Origin of the sequence: Haemophilus parainfluenzae, from assembly GCF_900450995.1 — a bacterium.
In the GTDB taxonomy this organism is placed as follows: Bacteria; Pseudomonadota; Gammaproteobacteria; order Enterobacterales; family Pasteurellaceae; genus Haemophilus_D; species Haemophilus_D parainfluenzae_O.
The window spans coordinates 2,145,747-2,163,929 of the sequence record NZ_UGHY01000002.1 but is presented as its reverse complement, the minus strand read 5'-3'; the positions used below and the strand labels follow the sequence as shown (position 1 = coordinate 2,163,929).

Here is an 18,183-nt window from a genome sequence, read left to right as displayed (position 1 = left end):
CGCACTTTTAGAAAGCTTAAAGTGCGGTCTTTTTTTGTTTATTAATTTAATTCATTTAAAACCTGAAAATTATGAACTTGTATAATCTTTTATTCTATTGCATTCTATTAATGAACAGACGTTTAGACGTCTAAACTAAACAAAACAATAGAAGGATTAAATATGACAACATTTCATTTAGCAGGATTTCCGCGTGTTGGTGCAAAGCGTGAACTTAAATTTGCTCAAGAGCGTTACTGGCGTGGCGAAATTGCGGAAGCGGATTTATTAGATATTGCAAAAAGATTACGTGAACTAAACTGGCAACACCAAGCCAAGGCAAATGCTGATTTTGTCGCGGTGGCTGATTTCACACTTTACGATCACATTTTAGATTTACAAGTGGCAACAGGTGCGATTCCTGCTCGCTTTGGTTTCGATAGCCAAAACTTAACACTCGATCAATATTTCCAATTAGCGCGTGGTAATAAAACCCAATTTGCGATTGAAATGACAAAATGGTTCGATACCAACTATCACTATCTCGTGCCAGAATTCCATAAAGAAACACAATTTAAAGCAAATCCAACACATTATGTAACACAAATTCGTGAAGCTAAAGCGCTTGGATATCAAGTTAAACCAACAATCGTTGGTCCACTCACCTTTCTTTGGTTAGGTAAAGAAAAAGGTGCGACATTTAATCGCTTTGATTTATTAGCACAACTCGTGCCGGTTTATGTTGAAATCTTAAATACGTTAGCTGCAGAAGGTGTGGAATACATTCAAATTGATGAACCCGCTCTCACCTTAGATTTACCGATAGAATGGATTGCGGCTTATAAAGCGGTTTACGCTACTTTTGCTGAACAAGTGAAAGCAAAATTATTGCTTGCGACTTATTTCGGTTCTGTGGCAGAACACGCTGATTTGTTAAAAGCCTTACCTGTAGCAGGTTTGCACATCGACTTAGTACGCGCACCAGAACAACTCGCTGCCTTTGCGGATTATGACAAAATCTTATCTGTGGGTATCATTGATGGTCGTAATATTTGGCGTGCAAACTTGAATCAAGTGTTAGATGTGGTTGAGCCATTAAAAGCGAAATTAGGCGATCGTTTGTGGATTGCGCCAAGCTGCTCACTTCTCCACTCGCCTTATGATTTAGAAGTTGAAACGCAACTTCAAGCAAATAAACCTGAACTATATCAATGGTTGGCTTTCACATTACAAAAAATTCAAGAATTACGTGTTATTAAGACCGCACTTGAGCAAGGTCGTGAAGCCGTTCAAGCTGAATTAGCTGCTTCTCAAGCAGCTGCAGATGCACGAAAAAACTCGCGTGAAATCCACCGCACTTGTGTGGCAGAACGTTTAGCAAACTTACCGAAAAATGCTGACCAACGTAAATCGCCATTTGCGGAACGCATTAAATTACAAAATGCGTGGTTAAATTTACCACTTCTGCCCACCACAAATATTGGTTCTTTCCCACAAACGACAGCAATTCGTCATGCACGTGCCGCCTTCAAAAAAGGCGAACTCAGCTTAGTTGATTACGAAGCAGCAATGAAAAAAGAAATTGAATTTGTTGTACGAGAGCAAGAAAAACTAGACTTAGATGTATTGGTGCATGGCGAAGCAGAACGTAACGACATGGTGGAATATTTCGGCGAACTACTCGATGGTTTTGCTTTCACCAAATTTGGTTGGGTACAAAGTTATGGTTCACGTTGCGTGAAACCACCAGTGATTTACGGTGATGTTACTCGCCCAGAACCAATGACAGTGCGTTGGTCGCAATATGCCCAAAGCCTGACCAATAAGGTGATGAAAGGCATGCTGACTGGCCCAGTCACGATCTTACAATGGTCTTTCGTGCGTAACGATATTTCCCGTGAAACAGTTTGTAAACAAATTGCGGTAGCACTTTCTGATGAAGTATTAGATTTAGAAAAGGCAGGCATCAAAGTGATTCAAATTGATGAGCCGGCTATTCGCGAAGGTTTACCGTTAAAACGTGCAGATTGGGATGCGTATTTGAAATGGGCGGGCGAAGCCTTCCGTTTAAGCTCAATGGGTTGCCAAGATGATACCCAAATTCATACGCACATGTGTTATTCCGAATTTAACGATATTCTACCGGCTATTGCAGCTTTAGATGCCGATGTCATTACTATCGAAACCTCGCGTTCTGACATGGAATTACTCACCGCATTTGGTGATTTCAAATACCCGAATGATATTGGCCCAGGTGTATATGATATTCATAGTCCACGCGTACCTGCAGCAGAAGAAATTGAACATCTTCTTCGCAAAGCATTACAAGTTGTGCCGAAAGAACGTTTATGGGTGAACCCAGACTGTGGATTAAAAACTCGCGGTTGGCCAGAAACAATTGCGGCATTAAAAGTGATGGTTGATGTCACGAAAAAATTACGTGCTGAATTAGCATTAAATCAGTAAAAATAAAGGCGAACATGAGAGATTATCTCTGTTCGCCTTTTCTTTTAATTAAAAACTCATTAATTTTTGACCGCACTTTACAGGCTAATATATTCCATTTTCACCTTGCAGAGGCTCTTCAATAACTGCTCTGCCATCTTGCGGTGACTTAAACGCAACGGTTTCTCTGCAAATACCACTCGCTCAATTTTTGATACATCCAATTGATTTAAATAAGCAAAATTAATGGCGGTTTGCATAGCCGGTAAGCTTGGATTAAATGCTGCATTTTCTGCATATCGACCACAAATCATTTCACCATTTTTAAATAAAATGCCTACACCATGCGGGCTTTTAGAATAAGGTGAATGTGCTCGGTTTGCCCCTAAAATCGCTTTATTTGCCACTTCATCTTCCGTCGTCAAAGTGAAACCTTGTTCTTCTTTGTTTAATAGAAGCAAATCAACGCCTAAATCTTTCGGGCCAAAGCTATCGGGTAAATATTGAGGAAGTGGATTATTTTGGCTGTGTGGCAAATGGATCTTTAAATCTTCCGCTTGATAAAGCTCATTCATAAATTGACGGCAGTGACCACAAGGCGTGTAATTCACCACGATATCCGTGATGCGAGGTTCATTGCGTAACCATGCATGGCTAATCGCACTTTGTTCAGCATGGATGGTTTGAGCCATGCTGCCACCCTGAAACTCTTGATTCGCACCAAAGTAAAAATCACCACTTTCACCAATCGCAATCGCTCCGACATGAAATTCTGAAATGGGTGTGTGACTATAACAAGCCGCTACGGGCAAAAGCGCCAAACCTAATTGAACAGGCGTAAGCTTAAATTCATCACAAATTGACCGCACTTTTTCAGCCGGTAAAAAACCTTTCCATTCTTGTTCTTCTAATGCAGAAAAAATTGCATTTGAAAGTGGCGAATCGGCTAATGCTTGTTGAATTTTTTGTTGCATGTTAAATTTCCTTATATTTATATGCCTATTCTACGATACTTAAATTTAAATAGTCCATTTTAACCATCTTTAACAGCTTTTATTTCTTCTGACAACCATTCATCAAAAGAGTCTTTTTCATAAGGTGGATCATTAGTTCCTAAATCATATACGTATACCCAAGGATTTCCTGAATAGTCAGTTAGGTCAAAGCAAGCTGCTAAATCACCATTTCTAGCAAAAGAAATTAAATTCGGAACACCAGTTATTTCTTCTAAAATAGCTGAATGTTGAATAATACTGTCTCTATGATTCTCAAACCACCAAGGAAAATATTCCAATTCATTTATCTTTTCCATATTACTGGATAAATCAATATAAGACTGAGGAAACTTAAAGTTTTCAGGTAATTGTTCTTTAGGATATAAATTAAATTTAGTTTGCATAATTACTCCACAATTACGATTCATCTGTAAAGATAAGTAATCTTTTATCTAAGTTTTCAAGTCTATGCAAGAAAAATCATAAAAAAATAACCGCACTTTAAAAGTGCGGTTATAAATTAAGATGTTTTATTCACTCGTTTTATAACAACGATGGGGCAACACCAAGTAGTTTTCGGGTGTAGTCCACGGTTGGGTGATTGAAAATATCTTCAGTGCTACCGGTTTCCAAAATTTGACCACCGTACATCACGACAATACGGTCAGATACTTGGCGTACGGTTTGGATATCGTGGGAGATAAACACCATGGCAAGATTGAGTTCTTTTTTCAAGTCCGCCAATAAGTTTAGCACCTGAGCACGAACGGATACGTCTAGCGCAGAAGTCGGTTCATCCGCAACAATCAGTTTTGGATTCAGCGCTAAGGCACGTGCAATCGCCACACGTTGTTTTTGCCCGCCAGATAAACGGGTTGGCTCAACTTGTGCAGCTGAACGAGGCAAACCGACGCGAGAAAGCAAGTCATACACACGTTTTTCCCGTTCATGGGGGTGTAAAACATTGTGAATATCCATTGGATCACGCAAAATATCTAACACTTTCATACGAGGATTCAGTGCGGTTGCCGGGTCTTGGAAAATGACCGATACTTGGCGACCGAATTGTTTTCTCGCTTCTGAGCTGCCATATTGCATTTGTAAACCATTGAATTTCACTAAACCTGATGTCGGTTTAAGAAGTCCAATGATTACGTTGGCTAAGGTAGATTTTCCGCAGCCAGACTCCCCAACTAAACCGATGGTTTCCCCCGCTTTAATGCCAAGACTCACATTATTCACAGCAGTGAATTTTTTACGTCCAAACAATGAACCATCGCGAGAAGGAAATTGCACCACGATATTTTCTAAATCGATGATGTTTTGTTCTTTAATGACTTTAATACTACTGCTCATGTTATGCTCCTTTCGCTTCCGTTGTAGGCTCAGCTAAATGAGAAGCCCATAAGTGAGACGGCTCGCCTTCCACAGAGGTTAATATCAATTTTTGATCCGGATTTGCATCTGGTCGTAATGAACGACTTGCAAAACGGTCTCCCACAGCAAAATCGTAAGGTGATGGTACGCTGCCCGGAATTTGATATAAACGTGTTGCACGGACTTCAGTTGAAAGGACAGAGCCCAATAAGCCACGTGTATATTCGTGTGTTGGATTAGCAAGCAATAAGGATGTTGGCGCCATTTCAACCACTTGACCCGCATACATTACCGTAATGTGGTGAGCTAACTGTGCAACCAATGCTAAATCGTGGCTTACGAACACCATCGCGAAACCCAGTTTTTCACGTAATTCATTCAATAATTTCACCACTTCAGCTTGAACGGTTACGTCTAATGCGGTTGTTGGTTCATCGGCAATTAATAATTTCGGTTCACGAGTTAATGCCATTGCAATCACCACACGTTGACGTTGACCACCAGAAAGTTCATGTGGATAACGGTTCAATACTTTTTCAGGATCAAGGTGTACCCATTCCAACAATTTTTCTGCGGTATGGTGGCTGCCACGTTTAATAAGCTGTGCCATTTGATCTTTAATACGCATTGATGGGTTTAATGCACTTAAAGAGTCTTGGTAAATCATCGCAATTTCAGAACCACGTAATTCACTTAGATTGTTAGAGTTAAGCAAGCTATGTTGTTTGCCACTGCGGTCGGTGAAAAGTACTTCCCCAGTGATTTTTGCTGTTTTTGGTAACAAGCCCATGATAGAGAACGCAGTAATAGATTTACCACAACCAGACTCACCTACTAACCCCATGGTTTCTCCTTCATTTACGGTGAAGCTGATGTTATCAACCAATGGAATTTCACCATAACGATTCGGGAAACGGATTGATAAGTTTTTCACTTGTAAAATCGGTTTTGCATTTGGATTTAATTGCATACGATTCGTACGGGTGATTTCTTTTTCATGTAATTTGAGTAAGTAACGTTTTAATGCAAGACCTTCAGCAAGTGCTTCTTGTACGTCGGTAGAGAGACGTTCATCTGATTTGCCTTCTGGTTTTTTACCGCCTTTCAAGCGTGGGTTAACCAATGCATCGGTAAGTCCTTCTGCCAAAATATTTAAGGCTAATACAGTTAAAAGAATCATGACACCCGCAAAGGTTGTCGCCCACCATGCACCGTTTAATACGATGTTACGACCTTCAGAAAGGATGTTACCCCATGAAGGATGCGGTGGTTGTACACCTGCGCCTAAGAAAGAAAGCGAGGCTTCAAACACAATAGCATCTGCCACCATTACGGTTGCAAATACTAAAACCGGTGCTGCGGTATTGCGCACAACGTGTTTGAGAAGAATATAAGTACGGCTACCACCAATAACGCGTTCAGCACGCACATAGTCTTCATCCCATTGTGATACCACATTCGCACGAACCACACGAGCAAGTTGCGGTGTATAAACCACAGCAATGGTGATAATAATAACCGGCACTGAGTTACCAAAGGTTGCTAATAACACTGCCGCTAATGCAATACCAGGGAAGGCCATTAAAATATCCATTAAGCGCATAATAATTTCATTGCCCCATTTTTCGGATGTGGCTGCAGTTGCACCTAAAACACTACCGAAAATAATGGCACAAGCTACCGCACCTAAACCGATAAATAAGGACGTTTGGGCACCGTAAACAATACGAGAGAAAATATCACGACCAAGTCGATCGGTCCCAAACCAATATTCTGCACTTGGAGCACGCATACGTGCGATCACTTCTAATGGATCATGTGTTGCTACCCAAGGGGCAAACACCGCCACTAAGGCAACGAAAACTAAGAATAATAATGAAATTTTTGATGCGGTGGAAAGTGCTCGGAATCTCGCACCGCTTGCAGCTAATCGATCTGCTAAACCTTGACGAAACATTATAGACTCCGAATTTTAGGGTTAATCAACACATAGAGAATATCAACGATAATATTCACTAAAACGAAGGTGAAGGCGATAGTCAAAACCACACCTTGTACTAAGTGTAAGTCGTGATTGACGATACCGTTAAAAATCAATTTACCCATGCCCGGTAAGTCAAAGATTTGTTCGATAACTACCGCACCACCAAGTAAGTAACCTACACGTAAGCCTAATACAGTCACGGGTGTAATTAAGGCATTGCGTAATACATTATGACGAATAACGGTTGCATAAGGCACACCGTTACCAATCGCCGTTCTCACATAATCTTTATCCATTTCTTCTACCATGGTTGTACGCACAACACGAATTAATGACGCACATACAGGTACCGCAAGTGCAAGAGATGGCAAAATCATGGAATTGATATACCCCATTGGGCTTTCGCTAAATGGCACAAAACCACCTGAAGGTAACCAATCTAATTCCAAAGAGAACCATTGAATAAGTAAGATACCTAACCAGAATGATGGTGTCGCAACCGCTGCAACAGAGATTAAACGAATCACTTGGTCTACCCAGCTATCACGATAAAGCGCAGCAAGTACACCTAATGAAAAAGAGACTACTGCCGCAAACACCACACCAATTAAGGTAAGTTGTAAAGTGATTGGGAAAGATTTCGCTAACATACTACTGATTGGTAATTCTGGTGGCATAGTCACACCAAAATCCAATACAAGTAAATTACCTAAGAAACGAAAATATTGAACAAAGAGTGGATCATTTAAGCCATGTGATTCGCGGTAAAGTTGTTTTGCCGCTTCACTAGCGCTTTCGCCCAATGCCACCGTAGCAGGATCACCTGGTGTAAATTGAAGCACCACAAAAACGAGTGCTGTTACACCTAGAATCATGACTGGCAAAGCCATCAATCGGCGTAACAATAACCGAAGTATCATTTCCATCTGACTTCTCCTATTCTAGCTTGAGAAATTCGTTCGCTTCAAAAATGAAGCAAAACAATCAAATTCAAAAAACAAAATGAATTACAGTAATCATAATGTTCAGTCTAAGCCCTGTCAATCCAAGTACATAGAGCAAAATTCAAATCTGTGATCGGCTTCACAAAGATTTTTTGGAAATGAAATTGAGAGAAAAAATGATTGAAAAATAGAGAGAAAAATGACCGCACTTTGGTGTGAAAAAAAAGAAAAAAGGCTGTTGATTTCTCAACAGCCAAAACATTAAATTAAAAAGTGCTTTTATTTACGGCCCACACCGAGGAAAGATAAACCGGTTGTTGCCAATGGTTGATAGCCTTCAAGGCTACTATCATCCCATGCAGAAGGAAGTTTACGATGAACAATCGGATAAAGTGGTACTTCAGCCGCAATAATGTTAATCGCTTCTTCCCATGATTTTTTCGCTTCAGCGTGATCTTTTGCTCTCACTGCTGCATTGAGTAATTCAGTCACTTTCGCAAATTCAGGGGTGTTACTCCAGCGGAAACGACGTTTTGGCCATACATCACCACGATACCACCAGCTTAAAAGCAAGTCTAAGTCGTCACCGAACACGGATGGGTCACCCGGTGCGATTGCCACTTCATACACACCTGGATCCACGTTGTTACTGTATAACGCACCAGATTGTAAGTGTTGCAAAGTTACTTTCACACCTGGAATCTTGTTCCAAGACTCTAAAATTAACGGTGCAGATTCTTTCACCCAGTCATGGTCGGTTGCGAGCAATTCAAATTTAAGCTCAGTTACACCTGCTTCTTTTAATAATGCCGCTGCTTTTTCTGGATCATAAGGATATTGAGTTGATGCCTTAATATAATCTGGGTGAGTGGTTTGTAAGTAGGATGTTGCAGCTTCTGCATTACCATCAAATACAATATCAACAAGTTTATCAGTGTTTAAACCATAGTGTAACGCTTGGCGTACTTTTGGATTGTTAAACGGAGCTTTCTCACAGTTAAACATTAAGAATAACAAGCCGAAAGATTGAACGGATTGCACTTGTTGTTTTTTGTTTTTCAAGCGACTAATGTCTAAATAAGGCACGCTTTCCATTGCTTGAGTACGTTTAGACTCTTGTGCAGTCACGCGAGCTGCGGCATCAGAAAGTAATAACCAAGACATTTTTTCAACTTGCGCTGGATATTTACCATTGTAAGGTTCATACGCTTCAAAGACGATTTTGTCATCTTTCACAGCTGAAACAAATTTGAATGGACCAGAACCAACTGGGTGCGCATCAAATGCAGATTGCCCTACTTTGTCGATCACGTGTTTCGGTACAATTTTCACGCAAGTTAAACGGTTAGCAAATAAAGCAAATGGATATTTCAATTTAAATTCCACCACTTTATCGTCTAAAGCTTTCACACTTTCAATGAAATCAATAAACATAACGAATAAAGATTTATTGGCTGGATCCATAATACGATTGAAAGAATACACAACGTCTTCAGTAGTGACTGGTGCGCCATCATGGAAGGTTGCGTCTTCACGTAAAGTAATACGCCATGTTGTTTCATCAACTTGTTCTGGCTCTTTTCCTGCTAAAGCAAGATAAGGTTCACGAGTTGCAGGATGCAAATCCACCAAACCTTCAAAAATGTGCAAGTTTGCTGCATAAGGTGAAGCACCACTTGATGTCATTGGGTCAAAACCGGTAGAAAGCGGATAAGCAATCCCTGCTTCAATAGTTTTACCTTTAATATCAGCAGCAAAGGCTTTTGGTGCAAATGTGCCTAATGTGCCACTAAATGCAAGACCTGCCCCCACGCCAGCCATAAGTTTCATAAAATGACGACGAGATTCATTAGTTTCAAAGGAAAAATGCTTTGTCATACTAAACTCCTGATGAGTAATAAAATCATATTTTTGGTTTTTAAACCTAGCCAAACATTTCATTCGAAAATGAAGTAAAGCAATCAAATCTTAGAATAAAATGATTTACATCAATCATAATCATCTTCGCTTCATTCTGTCAAAGGGGAAATATTGAATGTGTGATCTACTTCACAGAGTTTTTTTTGCAACTTACAACAAAAGCTTTTAGCTATGTATAATTTATTATAGATAGATTTTAGCTATTAAATCACTAGATAATATGAAATAGCTATCAGAAAAAACGATGCTTATAATAACCGCACTTCCCAAGCAAGGGGACAATATTTTAATCAACAATAAAGAGGAAAATACTATGTCAAAAACATCAATCGGCTTAGATAAAAAAGCATCTGAAAAATTAGCTGCAAAATTAAACGAATTATTAGCAACCTATCAAGTATTCTATACCAATGTGCGTGGTTACCACTGGAACATTAAAGGGGTAAACTTCTTTGAATTACACGCCAAATTTGAAGAAATCTACACCGATTTAGTGGAAAAAGTCGATGAAGTGGCAGAACGTATCCTAACTTTAGGTTACACACCGCATAACGGTTATTCACAATACTTCCAACACTCACGTATTAAAGAAGAGTTAGGGGTAAGTGATGCACAATCTTGCTTAAAAGGCACATTAGAAGGATTAAAAGTATTACTTGAACAACAACGTGAAATCCTTGAATTAGCGGGTGAGTCTGATGATGAAGGTACCGCTTCTCAAATGAGCGACTACATCAAAGAACAAGAAAAACTTGTTTGGATGTTCCAAGCTGCTTGTCAAACTTGTCATTCCTAATTAAATATTGATTAAATACGAAAGCCGACTAATGTCGGCTTTTTTATTTTCTACACGACCGGTTTTTGTCGATAGAACAATAGTCCTGGTAAGGCTAAGCCCAAAACAAGAGCGCCCAAAATAAAGCTGGTATTGATAAAAGAGCTGATCATTTGCTCAAATAATTTATCGGAAAAGCCATAATGGTGAATTTGTACGATAGCAATCATCGCTTTATAAGCGTGAACACCTGGAATCATTGGAATAATTGCCGCAACAGTAAAGACTTTCGGATGGGCTAAATAACGATGAGATAAATGCACCCCAATAAAACCAATCACACAAGTGGCGAAAAAAGTGGCAAAAACAATTGGGACACCAAAGTGTAGTAATAAAGTTCGTGTGACATGTCCAAGTGCACCTAAAATCGCACAATACTTTAAGGCTTTAGGCGGAACATTAAATACTAAAGCAAATCCTACAGCGGGGATGGCAGCAAAAAGCATATCATCGAGTAAATTCAGTAAAAACATCTTATTACCCCACCCAAGAAACAATATTTAAAAGATTTAACGCAAAGACAATACCTAAACAAGCACCAAAAGTGAGAACCGTAGCGATGGTCCAGCGTCCTATTCCCATATTGACATACCCTTTTAAAATATCCGCAAGTGAATTAATTAATGGGAATCCTGGAACGAGTAATAAAACGCTAGAAGCTAATGCGATATGAGGATCATTTCCTAAACTATATTTCAAACTGACACTGGAAATCAGTGAGGCGACAAAAGCGGTAATGGTAAAAACGATGAGTGGATTGTAATGACGTTTAGAAATTTCTTGTCGAACAAACATGGCAATGGCAGAAGCAATAAAGGTGATCGCACAAATTGTCATATCTCCGCCAGAAAGGTGAGCAAAAGAGGCACAAGATAAACCAATCATAAACACCACCAAATAACGGTTATATTTTAGTGGTTTTAACTTATCCAATTTCTTTTGTGCCATAGACAAATTATACAAATGATGCTCTACGGCAACCACAATGTGCTGAACATCCGTAACGATTTGCATATTAATGCCTTTATCGACATTCTTACGCACTGTGGTAATGCAATGTTGTTTAGAAAGTGTGGTCAATAAGACGGCATTTGCCGTTAAAGCACACTCCACGCTTTCAATGCCTAAAGCTACACCTAATCGCTGTGCCATTTGTACGACAACAGCACTTTCTGCTCCATGCTGTAACAATAACAAAGCGGTTTCCACACAAATGCGGGTAACCGCTCGTTGGTATTCCTGATCCATATCTCTACGCTCTTATTAAAGTAAACGTTAGAGATTATAGATCGATGAATAAAAAATACTGAAAAAATGACCGCACCTATGATCCAAGTCAAAACTTTAGTATTTCCAATGCCTATGAATCAGCAGTGATTAAATGGCTTTATCAAAATATAGTGGCACATTGCTTAACTTAGCCATATTCGTGATATAAGCTAAAACTGCTGGTGGAAATTCGATACCTTTCACACAAGTAAGATTTCGTAATACAGGGAAAACGATAATATCTTCAAGAGAAAATTGGCCGTTTAAGGTATTTTCAGATTGAATTAATACAGCTAATTTCTCTAAATCGCCTTTTAAACGAGCAAGATAGGTTTCCGTCTTCGCAATATTTTCAGCAAAATCCCCAATAAATTCCGTTTTCTTTTTAGTGAAATAATCAACTGCACTTTGGGTTTCAAATTCTGCTAAGCCAATTTGCGTGAAGCGTGCAGTCGTAAGATGACCATAATAACTGCCGACTTCTTTTAACCACGCATCAATTTCAGGACGAACGTGTTCAGATAAGATTTTTTCACCAAAATGCTGAGCCACATAATGCACGATATCCAAACTTTCTGGCATCGCTGTACCATCTTCTTTGACAAGAATTGGTACAACCTTTTTCCCTACTAAACCGATTGGCGTTTCTTCATCATCATTTGCAAGCACTACAAGTTCTACCGGCAGATTTTTCAAACCGAAAATCATGCGAGCTCGCACACAAAACGGGCAATGATCGTAAACATATAATTTCATTTTTTACTCCTCTTTTTCCTGTAATAACTTGCCTAAACCACTTTGTCGTTTCACGGTATTTCTGACCGCACTTTGCCAGATTTTTTCATTAGCAAATACAGAAAGCTGATTTTTTGCACGGGTAACACCGGTAAATACCAGCTCTCGTGAAAGCACTGGATTAGGTTCTGTTGGTAACACCATAACCGTATGATCAAATTCTGAACCTTGGGATTTATGAATCGTCATCATAAACGCAGGCTCGTGGGCGGGAATACGACTGGTAGAAACTTCTCGATTGCCAAACCACACTTTGCCTTTGGCTAAACATAAGCCAATATCACCGTTATACAGTTTCACATTATGATCATTTTCGGTAATCATAATTGGCTTACCAATATACCAATCGTCTTCTTGACGGAACCAAAGTAATTTCTCAGCTCGTAATGCTAAAGCGATTTCACGATTTAATTCTTCCACACCTAATGCCGAAGCTCGAAGTGCGGTCAAAAATCTCACCGAATTAAAGCGATCTAAAATCGCTTCCGCATAAGTTTTCTCGTTGCCTTTTTCATCTGTAAATTTTGCATTGAGATCTTTCTTCTGTGCAAAATAAGTTTGAAGTTGGGTTAAATAAACACGGTAATTTTCAACCGCACTTTTCACCACTTGTCGAACCGATTCTTTAACGTCTTGCTCTTCATCAAAATGATGGAAATGCAACTCTTGTGGATATTCCGCAAAAGTCGCCACACTGCCCTCACCTTTTCCTTGTTGAATTTGCTCAGCAAGTTGTTTAATGCCCGAATCATCTCGGAAACGACGACTAAAGGTTAAATGGCAAATGGCATCACGCAACGGACTATGTTCGCCTTCAGTTGGCACAGTATAGCCTGTTGTTGCATGAATATAATCGGCTTGAGCAGGGCTATAATCTAGCGTTAAAAATTGTGCAATTTCCCCTAATACAGCCCCCGCTTCTACTGAAGCTAATTGAGCTTGATCACCCAATAAAATTAAACGTGTTTCGGATTTCAACGCTTGCACCAGTTTCGCCATCATAGGTAAATCAATCATCGAGGTTTCATCCACCACTAATACATCAATTTGCAGTGGATTATGTGCATGATATTTCACACTATCGGTAAAAGGTCGAACGCCTAGTAAGCGATGTAAAGTTTCTGCGGTTTTAGGAATGGATGCACGTAACTCATCTGAAATCGGCATTTGAGCTAAAGCGTTTTCGATAGATTCCGTTAAACGAGCCGCCGCTTTTCCTGTTGGTGCAACCAATTTAATGTGAAGCTTGCCGCCAAATAATTCCTGTAATACACATAACAAGCGAGTAACCGTTGTGGTTTTCCCTGTTCCAGGGCCACCTGTAATCACAGAAAATGGGCTTTTCACTGCCGTTGCGACTGCTACTTTTTGCCAATCAACTTGCGCTTGTTGTTGAGGGAAATAACGATCTAATAAGGTTCGAATTTGTTGCGGTTCCACCGATAAAGTGCGGTCATTTTTCAATGCATTTTTAATATATTGCGCAACGCGGAATTCATCTTGCCAAGCTCGATAGAAATAAATCGCCCCAAATTGAAACGCAAGAGGCGCAATATGATTTTTAGGATCTTGTGTAAAAGCAATATGCCCCGCTAAGGCTGATTGCCATTTTGATACAGGAAGCGAACCGATCTTTTCATCGATAAGCGCTAAAAAATCCGTTTCAGTATGACGATAAGCCAAGCCGAATAAATTACGTTCTAAGAAACGATCTAACACACAACAAGTATTGCCTTGTGTATAGCTCCAGTTGCAAAGTGCGGCTAATAAAATTGCTAAATTTTGTACGGGCTCGGCATAGCCTTTATCTTTTTGTTTATCAGCAATTAATTGAGCAAAATAATAATCGCCTTGAGTAATCACACCTTGTTCTTGCAAGGATTTTAATAGGCTTAACATTAAAATAATTCCTCTAATTGTTGGATTAATTGCCAATCTGGTTTATCAAAAAAGATGCCTGATTGTGGCGAACCATTCATTCCTCGTAAAAATGCATAGACCACACCACCGAAATCTCGCTTGTAATCGTAGTCAGGCAAACGTGTTTTTAAATAACGGTGTAATGCCACCACATACAACAAATATTGCCAATCATAATGATGCTCTAACATGGCTTTTTTCAGTGCAGCTTGATCGTAATCCTTTAATGTCTCACCTAAGAAATTCGATTTGTAATCAAGCAAATAATATTTACCTTGATGACAGAAAACTAAGTCCATTGTGCCTCGCACCATGCCTTGAATATCATCAAACTGTAACGGTTCTGATGGCAAATGATGTAAAGTTGCTAACGCTCGGTTAAAACCAGCCACATCAAAATGGCTTGAAATATTGAGATAAAACGCCAACTCTTTTAAACATTGTTTTTCGTTAATTTGAGCAAGGGTAAGATCATTATTTGGCAAAATTGGTGTGCTGAGTATTTGTGCAAACCATTGTTGAACTGCTGCAAACTGCTCTTCCGCAAGATTCAAATCCTGACATAATTTTTCAATATTTTCTTTCTCTGCCAGTTGAGCAAAAGGCACCTTTTCAAAATAACGATGCAATAAAGTACCGATTTGTGTTCCCCGAGGGAAATCTAGAACCATTTCATCGTTATCATGAGCAAGTGCGGTCAGATTTTCAGTGATATTTTCTGTTGAAATCAACGCATCATAATCTTTCGCATCATCAAAAATGAGCGATTTTTTCACCGCACTTTCATTCAAATAAGCTTTGCGTTGATGTGTTTGTTCTATGCCACTAAAGCTCGTCACTCGCCAATCTTGTTCAATTTCACCTTGGAAAATTTCTGCGCTTAAATTTTCTTGAGAAACATTTAAAGTAAGTGGTTCACTGGCTTGTAACACATCGGTTAATTCAATCGCTACATCATTTGGTAAAAGCTGCTTAAATTTTTCCAATAACGGTTGGGTATCCCAATTAGCTGGCAAATCAAGTTTTCGACCAATTTCACCTTGCGTTAAAACATACAATAAAGCATTCCATTTTTTATCAAAGGCTTTCGGTAACACAAAGGCCATTTGGTATTTTGCTCGAGTCAATGCTACATAAAGCAAACGCAATTCTTCCGCAAACACTTCTTCTGTTAATTCATTCAAGTGTTGATCTTGCATATCCCACAAGGTTTTCTCTTCATCACTGTCGTAATATAAATTAAACAGTTTCTTCTGCTTACCTGCTTTTGTTGGGTCTTTTGCTTCATTACCTAAAAATGGCAACCAAACCAAATCATATTCCAATCCTTTGGATTTATGGATAGTCACAATCTTCACTAATTGCCGTTCGCTTTCTAAACGAATTTGTGCTTCTTGACGACCATTATCTTGAATTTGCTTTTCAAACCAACGCAATAATGCCGCTTCACTTTCATTTAATGCGGCTGCTTGCTGTAAAATTTCAGCTAAATGTAATAAATCCGTCAGTTTTCGTTCGCCATCAGGCCGAGATAAGAGCTTTTCTGTGATATTTTCAGCTAAAAGTAAATGGTGCAACATCGGCAAGACGCCTTGGCGTTGCCAAATTTGTTGATACTCTGCGAATTTTTCAGCCCAACGTTGCCACTGAATTTCATCCTGGTGAATTTGGTGAATTTCAGCTGCATTTAAGCCGAAAAGTGCGGTCGCAATGGCATTCAAAATTGGGCGTTCCGTCACACTCAAACAAGCTTGCAAAATCAAGGCCAGTTCTTTTGCGGTGTTACTCTCAAAGACATTTCCTCTATCCGAAAGGTAAACCGAAGCAATACCGAGTGCTTGCAATTCTTTCTTCACGAGATCCGCTTCGGTATAACCACGCACCAAAACGGCAATATTTTCTGCTCGCAATGTTTGATTTTCTGCTTTGCTTTCATTCGGAAAAACAACTGGATTTTCAGCCGCACTTTTTAACCATTGCTGAATCGATGTCGCGCAAGCTTTCGCATAATCTTGCTGGGTGGACTTGTCTTTATCGTTAATGTAAAAACGGAAGGCGGGTTCAGGTTGATTATTCAACTGAAACACAAGATTTTTCTTGGCTGCGCCGACGTTTAAAAATTCGATGTTTTCATAAATAAAAGGTGAATTTTTAAAATCAAATAATCGATTTACCCCTTCCACTAAAGGTTGGGATGAACGGTAGTTTGTGCCTAAATTAAAACGCTCGCTCGCTTCGTCTGCTGCTTTTAGATAAGTGAAAATATCAGCACCACGGAAACGATAAATCGCCTGTTTTGGGTCCCCGATCATCATAAAGCCAACATTACCAGACGCGGTTTCATTGTGATAAATTTTCGAGAAAATTTGATACTGCAACGCATCCGTATCTTGGAATTCGTCAATCATGGCAAAAGGATATTGAAAACGAATTAATTCCGCTAACTGTTCTCCTTCCTCACCATGTAATGCTTCTTTCAATAAGCGTAATAAATCATCAAAGGATTTTTCAGGATGATTCGCTTTGTATTCAAGAAGTTTCTTTTGGATACCTTGACGATAGTGATAGAGAATGATTTTTTTAAATAAATCACTTGGTTGATGTTGTTCAACCAGTTCTTCAAGTTCTGCAAAAATCGGTGCATAGAACGGTATAGCCGCTTTTTTATTTTTCGTGTTTTTTGTCGGCTTTTCGTATTTTTGCTCAATCGAAGATTGTAAAAAATAGTCCCTTAATGTTTTATTTATTTCATAATCTAGTGGATTATTTGCCCATTCATTAATCTGTTTAATCCATGTTTTAAGACGTTCTTTTTGGTAGATTTTACGATCGAGAGATTTGAGCTGATCTTTGGATAATCTTTTGTTATTTCCTCCATGATAATGGAGGAAATTTCATCTACATTTTTTAACCAAAAAACTTTTAGAGCTTCAACAGCTTTTAATCGCTCTCCCACACTTTTCTGTAAAAATTCATCAATTGACAACGACAAGCTTTGTTGGTTGTCTGTCGCTACCGATACATCTTTGTTTAAATCAGATTCTAAAATGCTTAACACATCATCAGGCGAACCTAACTCTTTCGAGATAAAATTAGCAATCTCGAAAGGTTGGGAATAAAAATGCTCCCGCCAAAATTCATTTGCAAATTGTTTGAGTAAATCAGACTGATCTTTGAGAAGTTTTAAATTGAAATGTACTCCTGAATTGAAAGCATGTTGCATCAGCATTCGTCGACAAAAACCGTGAATGGTATAAATGGAGGCTAAATCTAAATTTTGCTCCGCTAGCTTTAAGCGGCGAAGTGCGGTCGGAATATCCTCTAAATAAGGCAACAATTCCGCTAAAAATTGATGTTCCCCAGTAAAAATCTCCTTGTTTTGCTTTTCATAATATTCAGAAAAAACCGAAATTGCCGCCGTTAAACGTTCCCTAATTTTGCGTTTTAAATCTTCCGTCGCCATTTCAGTAAAAGTTACGACCAAAATTTCTTCCACATTCAACGGACGAGAAAAACAATTCTCACCAGCCTGTAAAAGTAAACGAAGATAGACAGAACCAATGGTATAGGTTTTCCCTGTACCTGCAGAGGCTTCAATTAAATTGACTTGATTTAAGGGTAACGAAATGGCATTAAGTGCGGTTGATTTTTGACTCATTTTTTATTTTTTTAGAAACATTGTGTGTTCTTATTGTAGAGGAATTTCCATAGAAATTCATT

Annotated in this window: 12 protein-coding genes and 1 pseudogene; 2 read left to right on the top strand and 11 right to left on the bottom strand. The window is 39.1% G+C overall.

Going from position 1 to position 18,183, the window contains the following annotated elements:
* Positions 1–162: 162 nt before the first annotated feature.
* Positions 163–2,445 carry a 5-methyltetrahydropteroyltriglutamate--homocysteine S-methyltransferase gene (metE, locus tag DX522_RS10915; protein WP_115180814.1) on the top strand — a complete coding sequence of 761 codons (2,283 nt, stop codon included), beginning with the start codon at positions 163–165 and terminating at the stop codon, positions 2,443–2,445.
* A 77-nt stretch (positions 2,446–2,522) separates the two neighbouring features.
* Here the strand turns inward: metE and cdd are convergent, their stop codons facing one another.
* The 6 genes from cdd to DX522_RS10885 form a co-directional block, all read right to left on the bottom strand.
* A complete protein-coding gene (gene cdd, locus DX522_RS10910; RefSeq protein WP_115180813.1) occupies positions 2,523–3,398 on the bottom strand; it encodes a cytidine deaminase in 876 nt (291 codons plus the stop codon).
* 59 nt (positions 3,399–3,457) lie between these two features.
* Positions 3,458–3,823 (bottom strand): SMI1/KNR4 family protein, encoded by a 366-nt coding sequence (locus tag DX522_RS10905; protein WP_115180812.1) that lies wholly within the window; start codon positions 3,821–3,823, stop codon positions 3,458–3,460.
* Positions 3,824–3,962: 139 nt separating this feature from the next.
* Entirely contained in the window at positions 3,963–4,775 is an 813-nt protein-coding gene (locus DX522_RS10900; protein ID WP_115180811.1) for an ABC transporter ATP-binding protein, read from the bottom strand.
* A 1-nt stretch (position 4,776) separates the two neighbouring features.
* Positions 4,777–6,753 (bottom strand): dipeptide/oligopeptide/nickel ABC transporter permease/ATP-binding protein, encoded by a 1,977-nt coding sequence (locus DX522_RS10895; RefSeq protein WP_115180810.1) that lies wholly within the window; start codon positions 6,751–6,753, stop codon positions 4,777–4,779.
* Complete coding sequence (locus DX522_RS10890; RefSeq protein ID WP_014065363.1) at positions 6,753–7,706, bottom strand: ABC transporter permease; 954 nt, start codon at positions 7,704–7,706, stop codon at positions 6,753–6,755. The genes DX522_RS10895 and DX522_RS10890 overlap by 1 nt, the downstream gene beginning before the upstream one ends.
* 297 nt (positions 7,707–8,003) lie before the next feature.
* Positions 8,004–9,602 carry an ABC transporter substrate-binding protein gene (locus DX522_RS10885; protein ID WP_115180809.1) on the bottom strand — a complete coding sequence of 533 codons (1,599 nt, stop codon included), beginning with the start codon at positions 9,600–9,602 and terminating at the stop codon, positions 8,004–8,006.
* 355 nt (positions 9,603–9,957) lie between these two features.
* Here DX522_RS10885 and DX522_RS10880 point away from each other — a divergent pair, with 355 nt between their 5' ends.
* The gene (locus tag DX522_RS10880; protein ID WP_115180808.1) at positions 9,958–10,440 is read left to right on the top strand and encodes a Dps family protein; all 483 of its coding nucleotides are present in this window, start codon (positions 9,958–9,960) and stop codon (positions 10,438–10,440) included.
* A 50-nt stretch (positions 10,441–10,490) separates the two neighbouring features.
* Here DX522_RS10880 and DX522_RS10875 read toward each other — a convergent pair whose 3' ends face one another.
* The 5 genes and pseudogenes from DX522_RS10875 to recB all read right to left on the bottom strand — a co-directional run bounded on the left by DX522_RS10875 (position 10,491) and on the right by recB (position 18,121).
* Positions 10,491–10,952 carry a threonine/serine exporter family protein gene (locus DX522_RS10875; RefSeq protein ID WP_049363622.1) on the bottom strand — a complete coding sequence of 154 codons (462 nt, stop codon included), beginning with the start codon at positions 10,950–10,952 and terminating at the stop codon, positions 10,491–10,493.
* A 4-nt stretch (positions 10,953–10,956) separates the two neighbouring features.
* On the bottom strand, positions 10,957–11,727 hold the full coding sequence (locus DX522_RS10870; RefSeq protein WP_115180807.1) for a threonine/serine exporter ThrE family protein: 771 nt from the start codon (positions 11,725–11,727) through the stop codon (positions 10,957–10,959).
* Positions 11,728–11,856: 129 nt separating this feature from the next.
* The gene (gene grxB / locus DX522_RS10865) at positions 11,857–12,504 is read right to left on the bottom strand and encodes a glutaredoxin 2 (RefSeq protein ID WP_115180806.1); all 648 of its coding nucleotides are present in this window, start codon (positions 12,502–12,504) and stop codon (positions 11,857–11,859) included.
* 3 nt (positions 12,505–12,507) lie between these two features.
* On the bottom strand, positions 12,508–14,442 hold the full coding sequence (gene recD / locus DX522_RS10860; RefSeq protein WP_115180805.1) for an exodeoxyribonuclease V subunit alpha: 1,935 nt from the start codon (positions 14,440–14,442) through the stop codon (positions 12,508–12,510).
* Positions 14,442–18,121 (bottom strand): annotated as a pseudogene (recB, locus tag DX522_RS10855) (exodeoxyribonuclease V subunit beta). The gene recD and the pseudogene recB overlap by 1 nt, the downstream one beginning before the upstream one ends.
* Positions 18,122–18,183 lie beyond the last annotated feature (62 nt).

Excerpts from the sequence above, each read along its gene's own strand:
- metE (WP_115180814.1), top strand. The coding sequence starts at position 163 with ATGACAACATTTCATTTAGCAGGATTTCCGCGTGTTGGTGCAAAGCGT.
- cdd (WP_115180813.1), bottom strand. The coding sequence starts at position 3,398 with ATGCAACAAAAAATTCAACAAGCATTAGCCGATTCGCCACTTTCAAAT.
- DX522_RS10905 (WP_115180812.1), bottom strand. The coding sequence starts at position 3,823 with ATGCAAACTAAATTTAATTTATATCCTAAAGAACAATTACCTGAAAAC.
- DX522_RS10900 (WP_115180811.1), bottom strand. The coding sequence starts at position 4,775 with ATGAGCAGTAGTATTAAAGTCATTAAAGAACAAAACATCATCGATTTA.
- DX522_RS10895 (WP_115180810.1), bottom strand. The coding sequence starts at position 6,753 with ATGTTTCGTCAAGGTTTAGCAGATCGATTAGCTGCAAGCGGTGCGAGA.
- DX522_RS10890 (WP_014065363.1), bottom strand. The coding sequence starts at position 7,706 with ATGGAAATGATACTTCGGTTATTGTTACGCCGATTGATGGCTTTGCCA.
- DX522_RS10885 (WP_115180809.1), bottom strand. The coding sequence starts at position 9,602 with ATGACAAAGCATTTTTCCTTTGAAACTAATGAATCTCGTCGTCATTTT.
- DX522_RS10880 (WP_115180808.1), top strand. The coding sequence starts at position 9,958 with ATGTCAAAAACATCAATCGGCTTAGATAAAAAAGCATCTGAAAAATTA.
- DX522_RS10875 (WP_049363622.1), bottom strand. The coding sequence starts at position 10,952 with ATGTTTTTACTGAATTTACTCGATGATATGCTTTTTGCTGCCATCCCC.
- DX522_RS10870 (WP_115180807.1), bottom strand. The coding sequence starts at position 11,727 with ATGGATCAGGAATACCAACGAGCGGTTACCCGCATTTGTGTGGAAACC.
- grxB (WP_115180806.1), bottom strand. The coding sequence starts at position 12,504 with ATGAAATTATATGTTTACGATCATTGCCCGTTTTGTGTGCGAGCTCGC.
- recD (WP_115180805.1), bottom strand. The coding sequence starts at position 14,442 with ATGTTAAGCCTATTAAAATCCTTGCAAGAACAAGGTGTGATTACTCAA.